Consider the following 24,813-nt stretch of genomic DNA (forward strand, 5'->3'; position numbering starts at 1 on the left):
CCATTTTTTTAGGTTTTTATAGTATAAATTGGCTTAAGTTTTTGTTCTTCACTATGTTTGCTAACTTTTGATCAACATAGGAAGGGGTAATTTCAATTTTTTCCATTGTTATATCTGGTGCTTCAAATAGTAAATCTTCTAGTAATTTTTCTAAAATTGTATGCAGTCTACGTGCACCAATATTATCCGTATCCTGATTCACTTGAAAAGCTACGCTTGCTATACTTTCTATAGCTTCGTCTGTAAATTCAACTTTTATACCTTCCGTTTCTAGCAAAGCCATGTACTGCTTTGTTAGAGCATTGGATGGTTCAGTTAGTATTTGTTTGAAATCCTCAACGGATAGTTTTTCCAATTCCACTCGAATCGGGAACCTACCCTGGAGCTCAGGTATTAAATCTGACGGCTTCGACATATGAAATGCCCCAGCAGCTATAAATAATATATGGTCTGTTTTCACTGGACCATGTTTCGTAACTACTGTCGATCCTTCAACAATTGGCAAGATGTCTCTTTGAACCCCTTCACGAGAAACATTCGCACTATCCTGCCCTGTTCCGGCTACTTTATCTATTTCATCAATAAAAATAATACCGGCTTGTTCTGCTCTTACAGTAGCACTTTGCGCAATTTCTTCCATGTCAATAAGCTTTTGTGCTTCTTGTTGAGTTAGGATGCCTCGCGCTTCTTTAACTGGTAATTTACGCTTCTTTTTCTTTTGTGGCATAAATTGTCCGAAGGCGTCCTGCATATTCATACCCATTTGTTCCATACCCGAACCCTGTAGCATATCAAACATAGAAGGTGGTGTTTCAATGATTTCTATAGAAACTAATTTCTCTTCTAATTCACCAAGTGCTAGCAAGCGCTCGACTTGTTGACGTTTATTGCGGATTTCTTCATTTTTATTACTTTCCTCATTTGATTCGTCATCCATATCAGGCTGGTTTGCAAAGAGCATTTCAAATGGGTTTTTAATAGAATTTTGTTTTTTCGCTTGAGGAACTAGTAATTCTACCAATTTTTTATTCGCTTCTTTTTCAGCAACATCTTTTACTTCATTTAGTTTCTCTTCTTTAATGATACGAACGGACATTTCAACCAAGTCTCGTACCATTGATTCCACATCGCGTCCGACATAACCAACCTCAGTAAACTTTGTCGCTTCTACTTTAATGAATGGTGCTCCAACCAGTTTGGCTAATCTGCGAGCAATTTCAGTTTTCCCTACACCTGTTGGGCCGATCATTAAAATGTTTTTTGGAACAATTTCATCTTTGATATCATCATCAAGTTGCATTCTTCTATACCGATTCCTAAGTGCAACTGCAACAGAACGCTTTGCTTTATTCTGGCCAATGACATACCTATCCAACTGTTCAACAATTTGTTTTGGAGTGTACTCCATTCCCATAGTTCGCTGCTTACCTCCTACTAGTTAAGTACTTCTAAAGTTAACTGGTCATTCGTAAACACACAAATTTCACCAGCAACTTCTAATGAAGTTCTAGCAATTTCCTCAGCCGTTAACGAGTTTGCATGTTTTACAAGTGCTCTTCCTGCACTTAGTGCATAATTCCCACCTGAACCAATCGCAAGTATCCCATCGTCTGGCTCAATTACTTCTCCAGTTCCAGATACCAAGTACATATTTTCTTTATTCATAACGATTAGCATGGCTTCTAGTTTTCTTAGAACTCGATCACTGCGCCACTCTTGCGCTAATTCCACTGCAGCACGAGTTAGGTTTCCGTTAAATGCATTTAATTTACTTTCAAACTTTTCAAAGAGTGTAAAAGCATCCGCAACAGATCCAGCGAAACCAGCTAGTACTTTACCATTGTGAAGCTTACGAACTTTTTTAGCTTTGTGTTTCATGACTACAGCATTTCCCAATGTTACTTGACCATCACCACACATCGCACACTGTCCATCATGCTGAATGGCAAAAATAGTAGTTGCATGCATTTGATTCGACATTCAAATCACCCCTATCATTACTTGTTTTGATCATTTGCTCTTGGATGTGTTTTCATATATACATCACGCAAATGGTCTTTCGTAACATGTGTATAAATTTGTGTTGATGATAAACTTTCATGACCTAATAATTCCTGGACTGTTCGTAAGTCAGCCCCTTCATTTAGCAGGTTTGTCGCAAATGTATGTCTTAATTTATGTGGGTGTAGATGAATGGTAAGTGCTGCTCTTTCAACTATTTTATTTAATACATGTCGAATACCTCTTGTGGTCAACGGACCACCTCTGGCGTTAAGAAATAATACATCTTTTGAAGAATCCTTTGATTTCTCTAATAGTGTTCTTCTACCTTCATTTATATATCTTTCTAAAGCAACTTCTGCATAACTACCAAACGGAACATATCTTTCTTTACGGCCTTTTCCTTTAACAAATATAGTGCCAATTGAAAAATCAATATCTCCTAAGCGTAACCCTTGGCATTCGCTTACTCGAATGCCCGTGCCATAAAGAATCTCTAAAAGCGCTTGATCTCTTTGGCCTAACGGATCCGTTAAATCATTCACATCAAACAATTTTTCCAATTCCTCTTTATATAAAAAACCAGGAATCTTTTTTTCTGCTTTAGGGAAATGAATATGAACGAAAGGATTTGTATATGTTTCATCTTCTCTTTCGAGAAAACGATAGAAACTACGTATCGTTGAAATTTTTCTAGATACAGATTTTCTGCTTAATTTTCTGTCATACATTTTCGTAAGATACAAACGAATAAGCTGATGATCAACATCTTTTAATTTCTCAACCGATTCACTTTCTAAAAACTGAAAGAAAGTTTCTAAATCCTTCTGGTAAAACTGAATTGTGTAAGGAGATGCATTTTTCTCGATTTGTAGATATTCCACAAAGTTTTGACAACTTTCTACAAAACTTTTCACCTTCTCACCCCATTAAAATCTGAATAAATAATAACATACTATATCTTCAAAATCAATTAATTTAACGAAATTAAAACAAAATTCAGAATCGGGCTGATATTTTGTATAAAGTTAAGGGACGGGGCTTGTACCTGCTATTCGTGAATAGGGAAATGAAGATTTGTTTGTCCATTGGATATTATATTGAGTTATTAATTTTTAGTCAATTTTGTAGTATTAATTTTTTTAGAAGAATATGAATTGATGAACATTTTGTGAAAATCGCAATTATGAGTTCTCTTGGGGTAATAAAAAAGGCACCACATTTGATTATCTCATAATAAAGATAATTCGTCGAGTGGTTCTGCTTCTTGCTTTTTATTCATTATAACCATTATTTTGATTTATAGAATAACATTATTTACATGGAGCAAGAGAAATATACAATACAAATGCTATTTGTTTATTAATTGAGTAAATTTATATTTTTGACGCTATAAAAGTCCTTAGATCTTGAGAGAAAAAATTTGTACGGAAATATAAATCTATAGGATAATTTCAAATTTAAAAGCAAAAAACTGCTCATATAAAATGAACAGTTAGCTTTGCTCTGCTTCTTTGTATTCACAGTTTGTACATTGTACTTGCACTGCTTTTTTAACTTTTTTCTCTACTAATAATGAATCACACTTCGGACATGGTCTTGCGATTGGCTTATCCCATGATACAAAGTCACATTCAGGGAATTCGTCACAGCCGTAAAAAATTCTACGTTTTTTCGATTTTCTCTCAACGATATTACCTTTTTTACATTTTGGACAACCCACACCAATTTCTTTTAGGATTGCTTTTGTATTTCTACAGTCTGGGAAATTCGAGCAGGCCATAAATGTCCCATATCTTCCCATTTTATAAACCATTGGGTGACCACATTTTTCACAATCAATCCCTGCAGGTTCATCTTTAATTTCAATTTTTTCCATTTCTTTCTCAGCAAATTCGAGTCGCTTTTCAAAATCAGAGTAGAAATTATCAATTACTTCTCTCCACTTTGTATCGCCTTCTTCAATAGAATCAAGATCTCTTTCCATCTTCGCTGTAAAATCAACATCGATAACTTCTGGAAAATACTCTTCTACTGATTCACTCACAATCGTACCAAGTTCTGTTGGAATAAAGCGTTTATTATCAATAGAAACATAGCCTCTTCGTTGAATGGTATCAAGTGTTGGAGCATATGTTGATGGACGCCCAATTCCTAACTCTTCCATTGTACGTACTAGTCTAGCCTCCGTATATCTTGGTGGTGGCTGTGTATAATGTTGGTTTGGTGTAATTTCTTTTGCATTAACTTCCATACCTTCTTCTAGTTCTGGAAGTAGTTTGTCTTCAACTTTTTTATTATCATCTGTACTTTCAATATAGACCTTCATGAAGCCTGGGAATTTAACTTTAGAACCAGTGGCACGAAATTCCACTTGATTGTTCACTAGGTGGATAGTCATCGTATCCATTAGGGCTGTAGCCATTTGACTTGCTACAAATCTTTCCCAAACCAGTTTATATAATTTATATTGGTCATTAGATAATACTTCTTTTAGAGATTTTGGTGTTCTAGCAATAGCAGTAGGTCGAATCGCTTCGTGTGCATCTTGTGCACCTTGCTTTGCCTTACTTTCTTTATTAGCACCTAAATATTCCTTGCCATACGTCTCTTCAATATAATCTATTGCTTCCAGCTTAGCTGTATTAGAAATTCGAGTTGAGTCTGTACGCATATACGTGATTAAACCGGTTATACCACCAGCTTTACGACCTAAATCAATTCCTTCATATAATTGCTGGGCAATCATCATTGTTTTTCTCGCTCTAAAATTCAACTTTCGAGCAGCTTCTTGTTGTAATGATGAAGTGATAAAAGGTTTAGCAGGATTACGTTTTCTATTACGTTTATTCACTTTATCTACATTAAACGTTTCACCTTTTAGCTGCTTTTGAATTTTTTCAACATCTTCTTTGGATTTTAATTCTACTTTTTTACCATCAACTCCGTAGAATGCTCCATCAAATACTTCTTTGTCTTTTTCAAAGTTCGCTTCAATTGACCAGTATTCTTCTGGTATAAACTTTTCAATTTCTTTTTCACGATCAATAATCATTTTTAAAGCTACGGATTGAACCCTTCCAGCACTTAATCCTTTTTTTACTTTCTTCCATAATAAAGGACTAATATTGTACCCAACAAGTCTATCCAAAATTCTTCTCGCTTGTTGTGCATCTACTAAATCTAGATTAATGGTTCTAGGCGTCTTAAATGATTCCTTAATAGCATCTTTTGTAATCTCATTAAATACAACACGACTTTCAGCATCTAAGTCAACATTTAAACTATGTGCTAGATGCCAAGCAATGGCTTCCCCTTCTCTGTCCGGGTCAGCTGCGAGATAAACTTTTTTTGCTTTTTTAGCTGATTTTCTTAATTCTTTTAACACATCGCCTTTACCACGGATTGTAATATATTTCGGTTCATAGTTATTTTCAACATCTACACCCATTTGACTTTTTGGTAAATCACGAACATGTCCCATTGAAGCTTTTACTTCATATTTTTTCCCTAAATAACGTTCAATTGTTTTCGCTTTTGCTGGCGATTCAACAATTACTAGATAATCTGCCATAATATTTCCTCCTAAAATGAGGTTAGTAAATTGAAATCCTAACTTATACTAAAGAGTATAACCCGTTTTGTCAAACTTTCTAGTTAATGTATTCAATTATTATTAGAAAAATTACTCAAATTGCTCTGCTCTTTGTAGCCAGTCTTCTCGGATATCATTTGCACTTTTTGTTAATTTTGCACCGTCTTGAATTAATAGGTTACAGCCTTTCGTTTGTGGTATTAAAGGTGATCCTGGTACGGCGAAAACATCTCTCCCCTGATCAAGAGCTTGTTCGACAGTTATCATCGTACCACTTCTTTCCATGGCTTCGATAACTAGAGTACCAAAGGATAAACCACTAATGATGCGGTTTCTTTCGGGAAAGTGGTATTTAGCAGGTCTTAAATCTGGTGGATATTCACTTAATATTAATCCTTGTCTGGCAATTCGATTAAAAATAGAAGTATTCTCCTTAGGATAAATATACTCAAAACCGCCACCTAGTACAGCAATTGTTTTCCCGCCTTGATTTAATGTAATCTCATGTGCAAATCCGTCTATTCCTTTTGCCATTCCACTTATAATTACCCAGTTTTCATGAATCAGTGGATTTATGATAAATTCCATTTTTGATTTTGCTTCATTTGATGGATTTCTTGTGCCAATAACACTTAAACTAGGTTTTTTGTTTAAAAGAGTTGTATCTCCCAGCGTATATATGACGAGTGGAGCGTCATTGATTGTACGTAATGAATTTGGATAAATTTCATCAAAAAGAGTTATGATTTTATATCTTTTGATATCTTGAATGACTTTCTGTTTTAATTCTTCATTATGAAGGGATTGGTAAAATAGAACGGCTTTATTTTGTGGAATAGAGAATTGAAGACTTAGCTTTTTAGGAGACATTTTGTAGATGGATTCAAGAGTTGGGTCAAATTTGAGGAACTTACGTATTGTGTTTCTGCCAATGCCTCTTGCTCGGTGAACATGGATTAATCGATATCTAATTGCTTTCAATAATTTCACTTCCTTCTGTTTTTATAAAAAGGGCTTAAAAGAATTAACTTTTAAGCCCTTCATTATTATATTAATGTGTCTTACACTTTTCGTCTAGGCCTTTTTCTTTTAGGACTCTGATCATTGTTTCGCCCATAACTGCTGGTGTTTCTGCTACAGCAATTCCGCTTTCTTTCATAACGCGAACTTTTTCTGCTGCTGTACCTTCCCCACCAGAGATGATAGCACCAGCATGTCCCATACGTTTTCCTGGAGGTGCTGTTGCTCCACCAATAAAGCCTACGACAGGTTTCGTCATATTATCTTTCACCCATCTTGCAGCTTCTTCTTCAGCAGTACCACCAATTTCACCGATCATGATTACTGCTTCTGTTTCAGGATCTTTATTAAATGCATCTAATACATCGATAAAGTTTGTTCCATTAACTGGATCTCCACCAATACCTACAGCAGATGTTTGACCATATCCTGCTTGTGTTAATTGATGAACTGCTTCATATGTTAACGTTCCTGAACGAGATACAACTCCGATATGTCCTTTTGTATGGATATATCCAGGCATAATACCAATCTTAGTCTCATCAGCCGTAATTACTCCAGGACAGTTTGGTCCAATCAAACGAGTTTTCTTACCTTCCATATATCGTTTAACTTTAACCATGTCTAATACTGGAATATGCTCCGTAATACAAATTACAAGATCTAGTTCTGCATCCGTTGCTTCGATGATTGCATCTGCAGCAAATGGTGCTGGAACATAAATTACTGAAGCTGTAGCACCAGTAGTTTTTACTGCTTCTTCTACAGTGTTAAATACTGGAACACCTTCTACTTCTGTTCCACCTTTTTTCGGAGTAACCCCTCCAACAATCTTTGTACCATACTCTAACATTTGTTTTGTATGGAATTTTGCTGTACCACCAGTTATACCTTGGACAATTACTTTTGTGTCCTTATTTATATAAACTCCCATTTTGTTTCGTCAATCCCTTCTATAAAGTTACAATAATCTTGTTTTTTGGTCATTACTTTACTAGAGAAACAATTTTTTCTGCTCCATCAGCCATTGAGTCTGCAGGAACAATATCTAGACCAGATTCATTTAAAATCTTTTTACCTAAATCAACGTTTGTTCCTTCTAGACGTACTACTAACGGAATTTCTAAACCTACTTCTTTAGTAGCCGCTACCACACCTTCTGCAATAACGTCACACTTCATAATTCCACCAAAAATGTTTACAAAGATTCCTTTAACATTTTCATCAGAAAGGATAATTTTAAAGGCTTCGGTAACCTTTTCTGCAGTTGCTCCGCCCCCAACATCTAGGAAGTTTGCAGGGTCGCCACCGTAATATTTAATAATATCCATTGTGGACATAGCAAGACCAGCCCCGTTAACCATACAGCCAATATTTCCATCTAAAGAAACATAGCTTAAATCATGTTTAGAAGCTTCAATTTCTTTAATATCTTCTTCGTCTAAATCACGAAGTTCTTGAATATCTTTATGGCGATAAATCGCATTTTCATCAAAGTTCATTTTCGCATCAAGCGCTAGCACTTCACCATCACCTGTTGTAACAAGTGGGTTAATTTCTGCTATTGAACAATCTTTTTCAACGAAAGCGTTATATAATCCGTCCATAAACTGAACAGCTTTATTAATAAGTTCATGTGGAATATTAATATTGAAAGCTAATCTACGTGCTTGGTATGGTGCCAGACCTACAACTGGATCAATGACTTCTTTAAAAATCTTTTCAGGAGTAGCTGCTGCCACTTCTTCAATCTCAGTTCCGCCCTCTTCTGAACCCATTAACACTACACGTGATGTTGCGCGGTCAAGTACAAGACCGATATAATATTCTTTTTGAATATCACAGCCTTCTTCAACTAAAAGTCTCTTAACCTCTTTACCTTCTGGACCTGTTTGCTCTGTAACTAGTACTTTACCGAGAATCTCATTTGCATATGTACGAACTTCATCGAGTCCTTTGGCAACTTTTACCCCGCCAGCTTTTCCTCGACCACCTGCATGAATTTGAGCTTTAACTACAGTTACATTAGTCCCTAATTTTTCAGCAGCTTCCACAGCTTCATCCACCGTATAAGCAACATAACCCCTAGGAACCTTCACTCCGAAAGAACGTAATAACTCTTTCCCTTGATACTCATGAATGTTCATGTTTCATCCTCCCAAATTTTTATTGCATTACCATTGTATTAAATTAAAAGCTATTTCACAAGAATTAAGATATTAAATCTGCAAACGTTTTATTCACTACCCGCAGATTCTTTATCAACTTGGTAAATAAAGGCAAATACTTCTGCTACCAATTGGTATAATTCTTCAGGTATATATTCATTGATATTTAATTCCGCAAGTAATTCTGCGAGAGATGTATCCTCGACAATTGGAACATTATTCTCTTTTGCTACTCTAATAATCTCTTCAGCTACTAATCCTTTACCAGCAGCACTTACAACAGGTGCAGCGTCACTAGATTGGTCATACCTTAAGGAAGCAGCTCTTTTGTATTTATCACTCATATTCGATAGTCAACTCCCTGCTTTTGGGTCTCATTATATCTCTGTTCTACTGGTAGCATTGTTTTTTCTTTTTCTTCAATTTTTTTATATTGAATTGAACCTAACTGATAATCTATTTCTTCTAGACTTTGCTCAAGTTTATTTTTAAAAAGATTCGCTATATCTTTAATCCCTTGTTCATTATTAAAAATAGTGATCGAAACTTTCCTTTGTTGGATATTCATATCAATGACAGTTTCTTTGATTGCACCTAGATTCAGATAAAATAAAATCCTACAATAATCAGGATTGATTTCACCATTTTCATTTTTCTTTCCTTCAAATTCAAGCTCAATATCTTTAATTAATCCTAATCGTTCCGCAGGGATTTGAATTGCTGCTTGCACGACTGTTTGCGATTCATTTACACTCTGGATTTGCATGCCATTTATAAGGTTTACTAATCTAGTATTTGCTTCTGATTGCATTCCTTCAGCATTATTAGCAAGTTGTAGAAGCATCCCTTTAATAGATTCCGATTGATTATTTGTATTTAATTGTTGTAATAATTGTTGTTCATAATCTAAGCCAATCGATTGAATAAAAAGACTCGTTTGTGTTAGGAACTGCTGTCTTGGAGACATTGATAAAAAGTTTTCATCTGATATAGACCTTTGGAAGAGTTTTAGTAAATTCTCTAGTTCACTTCCTTGTTGGAGCGTTTGCATGCCTTGGTATAAAGCAGATAAATGACTAGGAGTGTTTGTTATTTGTTGTAGGGCATTCTCACTAGACACTTGTGAACCTTGGATAAATGGTAAAATATCTCTGGTCAATGAACTTTTCAACGCAGCAAAGTCTTGTTCTGGTAATTTAGTATTCAATAATTGATGAAAGTTAAGTTGTTGACTCCATTGATTAGAAAAACTCTTAACCGCCTGCGTAAACCCAGCGCTTTGCTCCGTAATCCTTGATAATACTTGGCTTAGTTCTTGGGTATTTAACTGGGATGGTAAGGCTGTTAATGGATTCTGATTCGTACCGGTTTGCAACGAATTATTTTGTTGCACATTTGACCAATCTGCTTTCCATGTTGAAAAGTCCGTGTTTAACGGGAGCATACCTAGACCTTGTAAAGTTCGAAACAACCCTTGATTATTACTAGAATTCTGCGATAAAACTTGATTTGAAAGAGCTGTTTGGAATGTTTGAGGCTTATCAATTAAAGTACTAACCAAGCGTTGTAAATTTACTTCTATTGCTTGTCTTTGGTTATTTGTTAGAGGCATTCCGTCTGATGTATTCATTTGTTGTATAACAGCACTAAGTTGAGATGTTATCGAAGATCTCGTTACTTCAGTCAAAGCACTAAAAATAGAGCTGTTAATAGGTAATTTCCTATCTATCATATGTGTCAGCACATCGATTGCAGCTGGTTTATTCTTCGCGTTTTTTAAAAGTGCCACAGACTGAGCTAATTGAGAGCTCTCAAATGGTATTTTTAAGCGAATAAGTTGATCAACCAATTGAATATTTGCTCTGGATTCTTTAATACCCAATTGTTGTAATAAACGTCCTAAATCAACTTGACCATTAGACGTTGATGCTTGATTGATCACTTTTAATTGAATAACATCTGATGTGGATTGGACCTGAAAATGATACTTTGATCCAACTTCAAGACCTACTTCTAAATTAGCAACTAATTTTTGGTTCCCTAATTGAATTTCAGCTTTATTCTCGGGATATAATTTTAAAACTTTTCCTTGAATAATCTGACCTGCTCTCAACGTTTGGCGTTCCGCTGGTGCTAGCTTCACAGATTGATTCACTTTGTTTAAATTATAAATATTCAAGGATTATCCACCTCATTTAGATTTACAAGACATTTCTTACAGGTGCAAAAGACACCCTATGATATGGGGAAGCCCCATTAATCTTTAAACTATCCATATGCTTTTTCGTACCATATCCCATGTTTGAATTGAAATCATACATCGGATACTTATTATGTATTTCTTTCATTATTCTATCTCTTGTAACCTTTGCTAAAATGCTTGCCGCTGCAATCGAAATGCTTTTTGCATCTCCTTGAATAATAGACTCTGACTTGCAGGGTAAATTATCTAATGCAACTGCATCAAGTAATGCATAATCAGGTGCAACATCTAAACCATTTATTGCTTGGATCATTCCATATTTTGTTGCTTCAAGTATATTCATTTGGTCGATTTCGGTATTCGAGACAATCGATATCTTATAACTCATTGCTTGATCTTTAATAAAATCGAAGTATGTTTCTCTTTCATTTTCGGACAGCTTTTTTGAATCATCTAAGCCTAGTAGTTTAAAATCAGCTGGTAGAATGACCGCCGCTACAACTACCGGGCCAGCTAAAGGTCCTCGGCCTGCCTCATCCACACCAGCTATGTTTTGATAGCCATTTTCTCTTGCGCGCTTTTCATATGCTGTCATTGTTAAAAACTTTAACTCTAATTCTTCTTGTTTTGCTTGCTGTTTCTCGTATCTCTTTATAAGAGCTTGGACACCTTTTCGAGTGTCAGTTTTTAGTTCATCTAATAGTTGATTGTCAATTTTGTTTTCTTCAAACAACTGTCGTATAACAGTAATTGATGATTTATTCATATTGTTAATTTACTCCCTAATACTACATTTTAAATCTAATAATTCGGTGTTTCTAAAGTTATTCTTCCTAATTTACCGCCGCGTAAGTCTTGTAGGAATAGTTCTGAAACTTTGTCGAAGTTTACTTCGCCACCGCTTTCAAGTGCTCCGCGTTGTTTCCCTATTGTTTCAAACACTTCAAGCATATCATCCATCACTGAAGTCACACCATAGCGTTTATTTAAAAATGTAGGGTAATGCTCTTGCATATAGCGAATCGCAAACACAACGATATCTTGTAAGGATAAAACTTGATCCTTAATCGTACCAATTGCTGCTAATCGATAACCAACTGCTTGATCTTCAAATTTCGGCCAAAGTATCCCTGGGGTATCAAGTAATTCAAAGTCTTTCCCAATTTTTATCCATAGTTGTTGCTTTGTGATTCCTGGACGATCACCAGTTTTTGCGGCTTTTTTATTTGCCAGACGATTAATTAAAGTCGACTTGCCAACGTTTGGTATGCCAATAATCATTGCTCGGTGTGCTCTTGGTGCAATACCTTTTGCTTGTAATTTCTGCATTTTTTCTTGTCCGACTTTTTTTGATAATGCAATTACTTTTTTAATATCGCCTTTGTCGTTTGCATTTACTGCGGTTGCGGGGATATCTTTTTCTTTATAATAATTTAACCATTTATCAGTTATAGCTGGATCAGCTAAGTCACTCTTCATTAAAACTACTATTTTATTCTTATTTTGCAAAACATCATGTAACATCGGGTTTTCCGATGATAATGGAGCTCTGGCATCGACAAGTTCAATGACAAAGTCTACAAGTTTTAATTTTTCTGCTACCTCACGTTTTGCTTTGGCCATATGGCCGGGAAACCATTGAATAGACATACTCTTTCCTACTCTCCTACAAATTGTATACGATCAAATGGCCAGTATATAAAGCTTGCCTCGCCAACAATTTCATCCATTGAAACTACACCTATTCTCCGACTGTCAGTAGAATCTCCACGGTTATCTCCTAAGACAAATACATGACCTTCAGGTATCTCGGAATGCCCACCAGGCAACCCTTCTAACGTAAAGTCTGTTCGAGCACTACTTAACTCTTCATTTGCATCGGATAAAAAATTCTCTTCTACTGGCTCGCCATCAATATGTAACACATTATCAACTACTGCTACATGCTCACCTGGTAATCCGATAACTCTTTTAATAAAATCTTTTTGCATTGGTGCATGGAAGACTATAACATCAAATCGTTCAGGTTCACTAAAGTAATAACTAAATTTATTAACAATCATTTGGTCACGGTCATGCAATGTTGGCAACATAGAAGGACCATCAATAATTATTGGTGCAAATAAAAACATACGTACAATAAATGCAAGACCTAAAGCTACCAATAGAGCTTTCAGCCATTCTAACCATTCTTTTTTCTTTTTCTTAGCCATAAATTCTCCTCCGACATCAGTTATCCTTTATCCTTATCATTTTATATAGGAATAATACTATTATAACACCTAATCTACTAGGAAAGTATAGAAAAAAGAGCTTGAACAGTTTTGTTCAAGCTCCCTTTGATTTTTAAAGTTTTCATTCGGATTGTGATTATCTGCGCTCTTTAATACGAGCAGCTTTACCACGTAATTTACGTAAGTAGTAAAGTTTCGCACGACGTACGCTACCTTTACGAACAACTTCAATCTTTTCAAGTCTTGGTGAATGTACAGGGAATGTACGTTCAACACCAACACCATAAGAAATCTTTCTTACTGTAAATGTTTCGCTAATTCCACCGTTTTGACGTTTGATTACAACACCTTCGTATATCTGAATACGTTCGCGTTCTCCCTCAACAACCTTAACGTGGATTTTAACTGTATCACCAGCACGAAAATCTGGGTGATCTGTACGAAGCTGATCTTTTGTGATATCTGCAATAAGATTTTGCATTTGCTTCACTCCTTCCAAACCAATGCTCTTGCCTCAATAGGAAACAGCGGAACATCGTTTATACGTGCATAAGCACAACAATAAATATACCATAAACCTAGTTATAATACAATATAGTTTATAAAAATTTTAATTATCATCATATATTTACTAGGATTTATTTATTAATCATTCGTTTCCTTTAATTTCTTTTAAGATTTGTGCTTCTTCTTCGGTAACCTCATAGGTTTCAAGTAAGTCTGGACGTCGCTCGATCGTGCGCTTTAATGATTCGGTTTTTCGCCATTTATCAATATGTGCATGATTTCCCGACATTAACACTTCAGGAACCTTCATTCCACGAAACTCTGCTGGTCTTGTATAGTGAGGGTGTTCCAGAAGTCCAGTGGAAAATGAGTCCTGTGGTGCTGAATCTTCATTTCCTAGCACATCAGGGATTAAACGTACAACACTATCTACAACAACCATTGCGCCAAGCTCTCCACCAGTTAAAACATAGTCTCCGATAGATATTTCATCAGTAACTAGGCCTGTACGTATTCTTTCATCGTAACCTTCATAATGTCCACAAATAAAAATCAAGTGTTCTTCTTTCGCTAACTCTTCTGCTTTCTTTTGCGTATAAGGCTCTCCCTGGGGACACATTAGCACAACTCTTGGGGGAGTTTCTTTATCTTTTGTTAATGACTCCACGGCATCAAAAACAGGCTGAGCTGTAAGCACCATTCCTGCTCCTCCACCATATGGATAATCATCGACTTTTTGATGTTTATTCGCTGAAAAGTCTCGGAAGTTTACTAAGTTATAGCTAAACTTATTTTTCTCGCGAGCTTTTTTTAATATAGAAGATTGAAATACGCCATCAATCATTTCAGGAAATAATGTTAAAATATCGATATGCATTAATCAAGCAGTCCTTCCATCGGTTCAATCACAATTCTTTTATCATTAATATTGATATCTTTCACAACTTGGTCAATATATGGGATGAGCGCATCTTTCATGCCTTTTCGTTCTACAACCCACACATCATTAGCACCTGGAGCCAAAATTTCCTTTACTTTACCTAATTTTTCACCTGAGGATGTAAATACTTCACAGCCAATGATTTCATAGTAATAGAATTCATTCTCATCTAAATCTGTTAGCTGATCTTCCCGAATTTTTAAATACGAACCTTTATACTTTTCCACGTCATTAATATTGTTATACCCTTCAAAATAAAGCAGGTCAAAGCCTTTATGTACTCGATGGGCAGATATTACTAATGGTAGATGTTTTCCATCACTTTCGATATATACCGTTTCACCAACATTAAAGCGCTCTTCAAAATCCGTGATTCTTTTTACTTTGACTTCTCCACGAATACCATGCGTATTAACTATTTTCCCAATGTTAAACATTTTTATTTCCATGTAATCACCTACTTATCTAATCTAACGACAATATCGTCTTTTATTACAATTGCTTGGTCCCTAATTAGGGATTCGAAATCCATTCCAACGCTTACTTCAACAAGAGTTTCAACTTCACTTTCAACGATCTCGCTGCCTATTTCTAATAATTCTAGCTGTTCTTCTTTCAATTCTATTAGTTTGATATCATCGATTCGTTTATCGATTTGTTCCTGAAAACGATGTTCTACTTCTCGTTTGGAAATACCAGGTTTACTTTTTAATTTTCTTTTCTCAAAAAGTAGTTGTTGACACTCTTGTTCAAGTCGCATTTTTTGGTCTTCGAAGTTTTTCTTGATTTTATTCTTACTTTTTTCTGTGATGATTTGCTTTACTAAAGTTTTCTTTATTATTTTCATTAGCAGCACTCTCCTCCCCCAGAAGAAAATATCCAATGCTTTAAAAATGACTAAGTCAAAATTTATAGTTGTTATGAGCACAAACCCGCTTCGGAAATATACTACGCTTTCCGCGGGCGGCTGGTGAGCCTCCTCAGTCGCAAGCGACTTGCGGGGTCTCACCGTTGCCTTCCATCCCGCTGGAGTCTCCGTATATTTCCGAAGCTGATTTTACTCTTACTATTTCTTAATCGAAGAAGTCTTAACATCAAATTTCAACAGGACCCTATAAATAAATATGCAAAAGGGAAAGAAGAACCTTGAAAGGCTCCTTTCCCTTTACATAATATCTAGATAGATTCGTTTGTTATCATCCGTTTTCGTTGCATACACAACTGTACGGATTGCTTTTGCAATACGTCCATTCTTGCCAATAACCTTGCCTACATCTTCTTCATGTACTTGAAGATGGTAAACGATTTTCGTTTCTTCTTCTCTTTTAGTCACAACAATATCCTCGGGATAATCGACTAGAGAAGTGACGATAGTTTCGATTAGGGCTTTCATGGTATCACGCTACTTTGCTTGATTTTTTTGCTCATGGAATTTTTGCATAATACCTTCGTTAGAGAAAAGATTACGAACAGTATCGCTTGGTTTTGCACCATTAGCCATCCATGTAAGTGCTTTTTCTTCATCAATTTTAACTTCAACCGGGTTAACTACCGGGTTATATGTTCCAATTTGTTCGATTTGACGTCCATCACGTGGTGAACGAGAATCAGCTACAACAATACGATAGAATGGATTTCTTTTAGAACCCATACGTTTTAGACGAATTTTAACAGCCATTAATTGCACCTCCATTAATATAGTTACTCACAATTTTAAATTCTAACAGAAAATTTATAGTCTGTAAAGGGTTTTTGCATTACAAATTATTTTTATTTACATAAAAGGAAACTTCATGCCTTTTCCTTTTTTACCTTTTTGCATGTTTGACATTTGTTTCATCATCTTTTTCATTTCCTCGAACTGTTTTAAAAGACGATTAACTTGTGAAACGGTTGTACCAGAACCTTTTGCGATTCTCTTTTTTCTGCTGGCATTAATTATGTTTGGTTCATGACGCTCTTGCTTTGTCATCGATCTTGCAATTGCTTCTACTTGAGATATTTGCTTTTCATCGACCTGTGCATTCTTTAGACCTTTCATTTTACCTGCACCTGGTAACATACCAAGTAAATCGTCAAGTGGACCCATGCTTTTTACTTGTTCCATTTGCTCTAGGAAGTCATCAAATGTAAAGGACATCGTGCGCATTTTTTCTTCAAGTTGTTTTGCTTTCTTTTCATCCACATTGGTTTGGGCTTTCTCAATTAATGATAGTACATCTCCCATACCAAGAATTCTTGAAGCCATACGTTCTGGATGGAAAGGTTCCAATTGATCGAGTTTTTCACCCATACCAGCAAATTTAATTGGCTTATCGGTTACTGCTTTTATGGATAACGCAGCACCACCACGAGTGTCTCCATCTAGTTTAGTAAGAACGACTCCAGAAACATCTAACTGTTCATTAAAACTCTCAGCCACATTAACTGCGTCCTGACCTGTCATAGCATCTACTACTAAGAAAATTTCATCAGGATTTACAGTGGACTTAATTTCCTGTAATTCATCCATTAGATCTGTATCTACATGCAAACGACCTGCTGTATCAATAATTACGTAATCTAAGTGGTCTTCTTTTGCTTTTTCTATCGCTTGTTTTGCAATATCTACTGGACTTACTTCTGTTCCTAAAGAGAAAACAGGCATATCTAATTGTTCTCCGAGTGTTTCTAATTGTTGAATTGCAGCTGGACGGTAAACATCACACGCTACAAGAAGTGGTTTACGGTTATGACTCTTCCTCAAAAGATTCGCCAGTTTACCTGTGGTTGTTGTCTTACCCGCTCCTTGCAAACCGACCATCATAATGACCGTTGGTGGACGATCTGCAACTGCAATTTTACTATTTTCTCCACCCATTAATTCTGTTAATTCATCACGAACAATCTTAACTACTTGTTGACCTGGTGTTAGACTTTCCATTACTTCCTGACCAACTGCTCGTTCTTTAATTCGGTTAATTAAATCTTTAACAACCTTGAAGTTAACATCTGCTTCAAGGAGAGCTAATCGAATTTCACGAGACATTACTTTAATGTCTTGTTCAGATATTTTACCCTTACCTGTTATCTTTTTTATTGTATCTTGTAGGCGCTCGGCTAAGCCTTCAAATGCCATAGAAGGTGTCCTCCTAATCTAATTCTTTTAGTTGTTGTAGTAAATCAAGCAATTCTGTATCTTGATATTTCTTTTGAATTTCTTCAATAATAACAGTTCGCTTGCTAAATTTATCATATAAATGTAATTTCTCTTCATAAGATTCTAGCATTGCCTCAGTTCTTTTAATATTATCATAAACTGCTTGTCTAGAAACGGAGAAAAGCTCAGAAATCTCACTTAAAGATAAGTCCTCTAAATAATACATTTTCATGTATTTTTGTTGCTTAGGTGTTAATAACTCATGATAGAAATCAAATAAGTAATTAATTCGCGTTGTTTTTTCAAGCATATAAACGCTCCTTGTTAAGTGAAATGTCTTTACAGAACATCATAACGAATAAAACGATTTGGTGTCAAGATTACTCTTCTTCTAACATATCCGCAAATAGTCCATAAACAAAAGCACTTGCATCAAATGCTTGTAAATCCCCTACCTGTTCTCCAAGCCCTACATACTTTACTGGGATATCTAGTTCTTTACGAATCGCTAGAACAATACCACCTTTAGCTGTTCCATCCAACTTTGTTAAGACGATTCCTGATACGTTTGTGGCTTGGGAAAACGTTTTTGCCTGGCTTAGCGCATTCTGTCCTGTTGTCGCATCAAGAACTAACAATACTTCATGTGGTGCACCTGGAACTTCTCTTTCAATCACACGATTGATTTTTTCTAATTCATTCATTAGATTTACTTTATTTTGTAATCGTCCTGCAGTGTCACAAATTAAGACATCTGCATTACGTGATTTTGCTGCACGAATACCATCATAAATAACAGCTGCTGGATCACTACCAGCACTTTGTTTTATTACTTCAACGTCTGCTCGTTTTCCCCACTCTTCTAATTGTTCAATAGCACCAGCACGGAAGGTATCTCCAGCTGCCAAAACAATTTTCTTACCTTCAGCTTTTAATTTATGTGCAAGTTTTCCAATCGAAGTAGTTTTACCAACGCCATTTACACCTACGACTAAAATAACAGTCATTCCATCTTTTTGTAAATTTAACGTTTCTACTTCATTATTATCTTCACCGTAATAGATATCTACTAGTTTTTCTGAAATAACATCTTTCAATTGATTCGTTTCTTTAATGTTTTGACGTTTCACTTCAAATTCCAGTTCGTCAATTAAGTCCATTACAGTATTTACACCAACGTCAGCAGAAATTAAAACTTCTTCTAATTCTTCAAAGAAATCCTCATCTACTTTGCGGTAGCGTGCTAAGAGATCATTTAATTTTGTTGAAAACGATCCTCGAGTCTTTTTCATACCTTCTTTATATTTCTCAGATACCTCTTCAACATCTTCTTCTTGTCTAAATCGATTCTTTAATTTATCTAAAAAACTCATTTCTTACAGATTCCTCCTTAAGATTCAATCAGATTTACCGTTTCTTCTAATTTTACTGATACTAATCGTGAAACGCCGGATTCTTGCATGGTCACACCATATAATACATCTGCTTCTTCCATCGTGCCTTTACGGTGTGTAATTACGATGAACTGCGTTTCTTCACGATATTTTTTCAAATACTTAGCAAACCTTGTTACGTTAGCTTCATCAAGAGCCGCTTCAACCTCATCCAGTATACAAAACGGTACTGGCCGCACGCGGAGAATCGCAAATAATAATGCAATAGCGGTTAATGCTCTTTCCCCACCTGATAAAAGTCCAAGGTGCTGTAATTTCTTCCCAGGTGGCTGTGCAATGATGTCTACACCAGTTTCCAAAATATCTTTCGGATCTGTCAGCTTTAATTCTGCTCTTCCGCCACCAAAAAGTTCTTTAAATACAACAGTGAACTCATCCTTTATTGCTGCAAAAGTTGTTTGGAATTTCTCTTTCATTTCAACATCTAGCTCTGCAATCACATGATACAAGGTTTCTTTTGCGTTCACTAAATCAGTTTGTTGTTCTGTTAAGAAAGAATATCTTTCAGAAATACGTTCATATTCTTCGATTGATCCTAGATTAACCGTTCCTAAGCGACTAATTTGCTCTTTTTTCGCTTTGACTATTGCTTTTGAATCCTTCATGTCCTCGGCTTTAACATATTCCTGTCTAGCTCTCTCAAATGTAATCATATATTCAGTCTGTAAGTGATTTAATCTATTTTCTAGATCAACATCTAAACGATTTAACAGAACCTCTTTTTGTTGGATAATAGAAATGATTTCTTGATGACGTTTATTTGTTTCTTTCAACTCTCGTTCTTCATCTTCAATTTTCGTCGTTCTGTCTAATCTTGTTTGACGATTTTCTTGAATGAGAGCTGTTAGTTCTTCTTTTTGTTGTTTCTCTTTCACAATCAATTGCTCAATTTCATCTAATGACTCATCGGATTCTGAAAATTGAACGAGCGCTTCTAATTCATTATTATATTCATTCAATTGCTTTGTAATCATTTTCAATTGATCATGTTGTTCTTCGACTTTAGTAAATTGATTTCGATATCGTTCTTCTTGTGTAGAATGTAAAAGCTTTGTCTCATGAAGCTCATTTTGTATCTCTTCTTGGTTCTGTTTAAATGTTGCTGCTTCTTCATTCAGTCTGTTTATAGTCTGCTGAATTTCTTCCAGCTTTCCTTGAATATCAATTAATTTCTTCTCTAATTCTACTTTACGAGTTTCAAGATATTGTTTTTCTTCCTTAAAAAGCTTTTCTTCTTGATCAAAATTTGAAAGGTTATCATTAATCGATTTGAATTCCATTTCTTTTTCGTGCTGAATGGATTGTAGCTCTTGAACAACCTTTTGCAAATCAAGAAGGGAATCTTCTTTTATTTTTAGATTTTCAATAGCGTTTTTTACTTTATTCTCTTGTTCGTTAACTTTCTTCTCAAAAGCAATCGTACGTTCCTCGTAGTTTACTAATTTACCTCTAATCTCTTCCAATTCTTTGTCTCTCGTAAATAAGGATTGATTCGATTTCTTTGTAGCTCCACCAGACATGGCACCACCTGGGTTAACAACATCGCCATCAAGTGTTACGATACGGTATCGTCTACCAGTTAATTTTGCTATATCATTAGCATCTTTAAGAGACTCTGCAATAAGTACATGACCCATTAAGTGGTTGACAGCACGTTGATAGGAATTGTCTGTATTAACAAGGTCTGCTGCCACACCAATAAAGCCTTCATGACTTTGAACCTTAGCTAAAAGCTGTTCAGGAATAAATCTTTCTTGAATAACTGTTAACGGAAGGAATGTCGCTCTTCCTTTGTTTGTTTTCTTTAGCCAAGAAATTGCGGCTCTCGCAGCTAACTCATCTTGAACAACAATATGCTGTGCTTGTCCACCAAGGACCATTTCAATTGCTGAAACAAATCGACTTGGAACATCAATTAATTCAATAACTGCACCGTGGATTTGTTCAAGCTGTCCGTCTTCTCTCGCTTTTAATACAGCTTTAACTCCATGAAAGAATCCTTGATAATCTTCTTTCATTTCTTCGAGCATTTCTTTTCGAGATTTCATTTTCTCGATATGTTGATAGCCCTGGTATAATTTTGTCTGCATATCTTGAAATAATTTACGTTCTTTTTCAATCTGCTGCTTTAGTTTTGCAATAAGCGCTAGTTTTTCTTGATATTTATGTGTATTATTTTTTAATTTTTCTTCATGTTCAAGCTTGTCTTTTTCGAGACTTTCTCTTAATGAAAGTGCATCATTAAACTTACCGAGTTGCATTTCATTTCTGCCAGTAATTTGTTGCATTTGCTTTTCTATCGATTGCATTTCATTTCTTGATGCAGCTTGCTCATTTAGAAATTCAATATAATCTGATTTCAAATCTTCAATTTGTACTAGAATTTTTTCACTAGTAAAATCTAGTTTATTTTCTAATTCTTTTATTTTTTTCTTGGAGGTTTCTTTATTTTGTTTTAAAACGTCCAAAGCTGTTTGATCTTGTTTCATTTGTAGCTGTAAAGTATCAAGGTTATTAATGACTTCTTGTTTTTGTTCTTCTAGTTTTTGCTTGTTTTCTGTGAAATGTTTTGTTCTCTCAGAAAAAAGTTGCTTTCTTCCTTCAATATTCTCTAGTTGTTTTGTAGATTCCAAGAGTTTTTCTTGTAATTCTTCAATTAGAACATCGGTTTTATAATTGATTTGTTTTTGTTCTTCTAACCATGCTTCTCTTGAATTGATTTGTGTTTGGGTTCTAAGTGCCTTTTCATCTTCTTCTTTTATTTCTACCTGTACGTTCTCCCATTTTCCATGGAGATCTTCAATTTCAGCGATGAGGAGCGCAATTTCCTCTTGTTTTAGCTCTTCTTTGAGTTCTAAATATCTTTTTGCAGTTTGCATCTGCTTTTCTAACGGGGTAATTTGTGTTTCGATTTCAAAAATAATATCTTCGACTCTGTTTAAATTTTCTTGTGTTTCAGCTAATTTATATTCTGACTTCTTTTTTCGTTGTTTATATTTTAAAACTCCTGCTGCTTCTTCAAAGATGGTTCTTCTTTCTTCAGCTTTCGAACTTAGGACTTCTTCAACTTTTCCTTGGCTAATAATGGAGAATGCTTCGCGACCTAATCCGGAGTCCATAAATAAATCAATAATATCCTTTAAACGACAGGATTGTTTATTGATGTAGAATTCACTTTCACCTGAGCGATATACTCTCCTCGTAACACTGACTTCATCATAATCTAATGGTACAGCTTTGTCGGAGTTATCAAGGACAAGTGTTACTTCTGCGACGTTTAATGCTTTTCTCGTATCGCTTCCTTGGAAAATAATATCTTCCATTTTTGAACCACGTAATGACTTTGCCGATTGCTCGCCAAGTACCCAGCGAATGGCATCTGTAATATTACTCTTACCACTGCCATTAGGACCTACTACTGCCGTTACGCCAGGAACAAAGTCTATTGATATTCTTTCGGCAAAAGATTTAAAGCCGACACTTTCTAATCTTTTTAGATACATAGTAATTCTCCTATTTATAAAAAAAGCTATTATTCGAACAAACCATCTAATTTATAGGCTCTTCAACTTATATATTTTATCACAATCCCGCATGCAAAAGAAGTAACACCATGATATAACTTCATTTTAAATAGATCGTTGGTTAATTTAATTCAGAACACAGTGTGGAATCCGAGTTCAGCAGTTATAAATTTAGATTAAAGATGTCGCTCCGGGAAAAACGTACTTCGCGCATCCTAGGGCATGGCCTCAGCCTCGACGCATAGGACGTGCTAATGCAGACGTTGCCACAGGACGTGGCGTACTTAGTCTGCCTCGATTCGCTGCGGGATCTTCGCCTCATGCTATTCCCGTTGGAGTCTCCGTACGTTTTTCCTCCGCTGAATCTAGCTGGTTGAAGATATAATGCAATTGCAATTTTCTAGTGCTGAACTGCTCCGTACAAATACACTTTTATACCTTATCCACTCTTAAATGATTAAACTATATATTAATAAAATACGCTAAACATAGCGCAAGAAAAAATACACGGAGATTCCAGTGGGAAAGCGAAGACGATATGACCCCGGAAGAGGTGTTCTTCCTCTGAGGAGGCAAATCGCGAGCCCACGGAAAGCGTAGTGTATTTTTTCTGGAGCGATGCTTCCGCTTATTACTCAGAATCAAACTAATCAACACATTATATCAATTGAGTCTTGTATTTAAGTTTGGGTATCCGTATAATTCTATAAAGTAAGAAGTATATTTAAAACCATTAACAGGGAGGAAGTTTGAATATGAGTCTGGAACAAGCTACCGAGGAGAATCTCTCGATTATGCTTAATGAGTTAGCAGATCATTTAAAAGTTGCTAATCGTGGGCTATTTGATGTCGAGGATTATGATATAGCAAAATATGAAGATTTGAAATTTATACATGATATTGTCGTACAAAAAGGAAGACTTAGCGCTTTAGAAACAAAAGCATTTGTTGATGAGTTAGCGACAATTCGTAAAAAATAATAAGAATCAGTGGAGCATATCCACTGATTCTTATTATTTTTCCTGAGCATTTAAATAATCAATTGTTAATTCAGCAGCACGTTGCTCCGCTTCCTTTTTAGAACGCCCACTGCCTTTCTTAATCACTTGATCATTTATTAATACTTGGGCAACAAATTCTTTATCATGAGAAGGTCCTTTTTCTTCAACTATCTCATAAGAAATCTTTTGGTTTTTCTTTTGTTGAACTAATTCTTGAAGCTGACTTTTATAATCCATCGCATGCGAAAAAGCACCAATATCAATCTTCTGTAAAACATGTGTATCCAGAAATTCAATTGCTTTGTCAAAACCTAAATCAAGATAAACCGCTCCTAAAAACGCTTCGAAGACATCAGCTAAAATTGCTGATCGCTCGCGGCCACCCGTTTGTTCTTCACCGCGCCCTAATAATAAATATTGTCCAAAATTCAATTCCTTGGCAAATTTCGTTAAAGACGGCTCACAAACAATTGCTGCTCGTAACTTTGTCATGTCACCTTCAGCTAATTTAGGTTGGATCTTGTAAAGGTACTCTGACACACCTAACTCAAGTACAGCATCACCTAAAAATTCTAGACGCTCATTATCTGTAAAAGGTTGGGCTCGATGCTCATTCACATAGGATGAATGCGTAAAAGCTTGTTTCAATAGTTGCTTTTGATTAAAACTTATATTAAATTGCTGTTCTAGTTCGTGTACATCCATACAGTTCACCTCTCAGTAGAAAACATGTGAAAGTCCCGCGTTAAAGCGAGACTTCCTTTTTATTATTGAGAAACACTGTTTATGTAGTTAACAGCATCACCTACTGTATTAATTTTTTCAGCTTCCTCATCTGCAATTTCCATGTCAAATTCATCTTCAAGCTCCATTACAAGCTCAACAACGTCAAGAGAGTCTGCTTCAAGGTCATCTTTAAATGAAGCTTCCATTGTAACTTTCTCTTCTTCCACGTCTAGACGATCAACAATAATTTCTTTTACGCGATCAAAAACGTCTGCCATATTATTCACCTCCCTTCAAAATT

Annotated in this window: 25 protein-coding genes; 1 reads left to right on the forward strand and 24 read right to left on the reverse strand. The window is 35.5% G+C overall.

Annotated features, from left to right (window positions below):
* Positions 1-16: 16 nt before the first annotated feature.
* The 22 genes from hslU to smc form a co-directional block, all read right to left on the reverse strand.
* Positions 17-1,414 (reverse strand): HslU--HslV peptidase ATPase subunit, encoded by a 1,398-nt coding sequence (gene hslU, locus ACXYMZ_RS05105; protein WP_458947281.1) that lies wholly within the window; start codon positions 1,412-1,414, stop codon positions 17-19.
* 20 nt (positions 1,415-1,434) lie between these two features.
* Positions 1,435-1,980 carry an ATP-dependent protease subunit HslV gene (hslV, locus tag ACXYMZ_RS05110; protein ID WP_458947282.1) on the reverse strand — a complete coding sequence of 182 codons (546 nt, stop codon included), beginning with the start codon at positions 1,978-1,980 and terminating at the stop codon, positions 1,435-1,437.
* A gap of 17 nt (positions 1,981-1,997) precedes the next feature.
* A complete protein-coding gene (gene xerC, locus ACXYMZ_RS05115) occupies positions 1,998-2,918 on the reverse strand; it encodes a tyrosine recombinase XerC (RefSeq protein ID WP_458947283.1) in 921 nt (306 codons plus the stop codon).
* Positions 2,919-3,496: 578 nt separating this feature from the next.
* Complete coding sequence (topA, locus tag ACXYMZ_RS05120; protein ID WP_458947284.1) at positions 3,497-5,575, reverse strand: type I DNA topoisomerase; 2,079 nt, start codon at positions 5,573-5,575, stop codon at positions 3,497-3,499.
* A 111-nt stretch (positions 5,576-5,686) separates the two neighbouring features.
* Positions 5,687-6,577 (reverse strand): DNA-processing protein DprA, encoded by an 891-nt coding sequence (dprA, locus tag ACXYMZ_RS05125; RefSeq protein ID WP_458947285.1) that lies wholly within the window; start codon positions 6,575-6,577, stop codon positions 5,687-5,689.
* A 70-nt stretch (positions 6,578-6,647) separates the two neighbouring features.
* Positions 6,648-7,550, reverse strand: a complete 903-nt coding sequence (gene sucD / locus ACXYMZ_RS05130; protein ID WP_458947286.1) for a succinate--CoA ligase subunit alpha — start codon at positions 7,548-7,550, stop codon at positions 6,648-6,650.
* Positions 7,551-7,602: 52 nt separating this feature from the next.
* Positions 7,603-8,763 carry an ADP-forming succinate--CoA ligase subunit beta gene (gene sucC / locus ACXYMZ_RS05135; RefSeq protein WP_458947287.1) on the reverse strand — a complete coding sequence of 387 codons (1,161 nt, stop codon included), beginning with the start codon at positions 8,761-8,763 and terminating at the stop codon, positions 7,603-7,605.
* Between the two features lie 89 nt (positions 8,764-8,852).
* Positions 8,853-9,128, reverse strand: coding sequence for an EscU/YscU/HrcU family type III secretion system export apparatus switch protein (locus tag ACXYMZ_RS05140; protein ID WP_458947288.1), 276 nt, complete (start codon positions 9,126-9,128; stop codon positions 8,853-8,855).
* A complete protein-coding gene (locus ACXYMZ_RS05145; RefSeq protein ID WP_458947289.1) occupies positions 9,125-10,963 on the reverse strand; it encodes a hypothetical protein in 1,839 nt (612 codons plus the stop codon). Before ACXYMZ_RS05145 ends, ACXYMZ_RS05140 begins: the two co-directional genes overlap by 4 nt.
* 22 nt (positions 10,964-10,985) lie before the next feature.
* On the reverse strand, positions 10,986-11,753 hold the full coding sequence (locus tag ACXYMZ_RS05150; RefSeq protein ID WP_458947290.1) for a ribonuclease HII: 768 nt from the start codon (positions 11,751-11,753) through the stop codon (positions 10,986-10,988).
* 35 nt (positions 11,754-11,788) lie between these two features.
* The gene (gene ylqF / locus ACXYMZ_RS05155) at positions 11,789-12,637 is read right to left on the reverse strand and encodes a ribosome biogenesis GTPase YlqF (RefSeq protein ID WP_458947291.1); all 849 of its coding nucleotides are present in this window, start codon (positions 12,635-12,637) and stop codon (positions 11,789-11,791) included.
* Positions 12,638-12,645: 8 nt separating this feature from the next.
* On the reverse strand, positions 12,646-13,200 hold the full coding sequence (gene lepB / locus ACXYMZ_RS05160; protein ID WP_458947292.1) for a signal peptidase I: 555 nt from the start codon (positions 13,198-13,200) through the stop codon (positions 12,646-12,648).
* Positions 13,201-13,357: 157 nt separating this feature from the next.
* Positions 13,358-13,702: a 50S ribosomal protein L19 gene (rplS, locus tag ACXYMZ_RS05165; protein WP_458947293.1), complete on the reverse strand. Its 345-nt coding sequence runs from the start codon at positions 13,700-13,702 to the stop codon at positions 13,358-13,360.
* Between the two features lie 168 nt (positions 13,703-13,870).
* Positions 13,871-14,605: a tRNA (guanosine(37)-N1)-methyltransferase TrmD gene (gene trmD, locus ACXYMZ_RS05170; RefSeq protein ID WP_458947294.1), complete on the reverse strand. Its 735-nt coding sequence runs from the start codon at positions 14,603-14,605 to the stop codon at positions 13,871-13,873.
* Positions 14,605-15,117, reverse strand: coding sequence for a ribosome maturation factor RimM (gene rimM / locus ACXYMZ_RS05175; protein ID WP_458947295.1), 513 nt, complete (start codon positions 15,115-15,117; stop codon positions 14,605-14,607). The genes trmD and rimM overlap by 1 nt, the downstream gene beginning before the upstream one ends.
* 8 nt (positions 15,118-15,125) lie before the next feature.
* On the reverse strand, positions 15,126-15,515 hold the full coding sequence (locus ACXYMZ_RS05180; protein WP_458947296.1) for a YlqD family protein: 390 nt from the start codon (positions 15,513-15,515) through the stop codon (positions 15,126-15,128).
* A gap of 318 nt (positions 15,516-15,833) precedes the next feature.
* Positions 15,834-16,061, reverse strand: coding sequence for a KH domain-containing protein (locus ACXYMZ_RS05185; protein ID WP_458947297.1), 228 nt, complete (start codon positions 16,059-16,061; stop codon positions 15,834-15,836).
* A 9-nt stretch (positions 16,062-16,070) separates the two neighbouring features.
* Complete coding sequence (gene rpsP, locus ACXYMZ_RS05190) at positions 16,071-16,346, reverse strand: 30S ribosomal protein S16 (protein ID WP_458947298.1); 276 nt, start codon at positions 16,344-16,346, stop codon at positions 16,071-16,073.
* Positions 16,347-16,442: 96 nt separating this feature from the next.
* Complete coding sequence (gene ffh, locus ACXYMZ_RS05195; RefSeq protein WP_458947299.1) at positions 16,443-17,786, reverse strand: signal recognition particle protein; 1,344 nt, start codon at positions 17,784-17,786, stop codon at positions 16,443-16,445.
* A gap of 13 nt (positions 17,787-17,799) precedes the next feature.
* Positions 17,800-18,117, reverse strand: coding sequence for a putative DNA-binding protein (locus ACXYMZ_RS05200; protein ID WP_458947300.1), 318 nt, complete (start codon positions 18,115-18,117; stop codon positions 17,800-17,802).
* 70 nt (positions 18,118-18,187) lie between these two features.
* Positions 18,188-19,180 carry a signal recognition particle-docking protein FtsY gene (gene ftsY, locus ACXYMZ_RS05205; protein ID WP_458947301.1) on the reverse strand — a complete coding sequence of 331 codons (993 nt, stop codon included), beginning with the start codon at positions 19,178-19,180 and terminating at the stop codon, positions 18,188-18,190.
* Between the two features lie 17 nt (positions 19,181-19,197).
* Entirely contained in the window at positions 19,198-22,764 is a 3,567-nt protein-coding gene (gene smc, locus ACXYMZ_RS05210; protein ID WP_458947302.1) for a chromosome segregation protein SMC, read from the reverse strand.
* Between the two features lie 776 nt (positions 22,765-23,540).
* Between smc and ACXYMZ_RS05215 the strand changes: the two genes are divergently transcribed.
* Positions 23,541-23,765, forward strand: a complete 225-nt coding sequence (locus ACXYMZ_RS05215; protein ID WP_458947303.1) for a DUF1128 domain-containing protein — start codon at positions 23,541-23,543, stop codon at positions 23,763-23,765.
* A gap of 33 nt (positions 23,766-23,798) precedes the next feature.
* On the opposite strand, the gene rnc is transcribed toward ACXYMZ_RS05215, so the two are convergent.
* Together rnc and acpP are read right to left on the reverse strand one after the other, a co-directional pair.
* Positions 23,799-24,491: a ribonuclease III gene (gene rnc, locus ACXYMZ_RS05220; protein WP_458947304.1), complete on the reverse strand. Its 693-nt coding sequence runs from the start codon at positions 24,489-24,491 to the stop codon at positions 23,799-23,801.
* Between the two features lie 62 nt (positions 24,492-24,553).
* Positions 24,554-24,790 carry an acyl carrier protein gene (gene acpP, locus ACXYMZ_RS05225; protein WP_458947305.1) on the reverse strand — a complete coding sequence of 79 codons (237 nt, stop codon included), beginning with the start codon at positions 24,788-24,790 and terminating at the stop codon, positions 24,554-24,556.
* Between the last annotated feature and the right edge of the window lie 23 nt (positions 24,791-24,813).

The sequence above is a fragment of the Oceanobacillus sp. CAU 1775 genome (genome assembly GCF_054482815.1).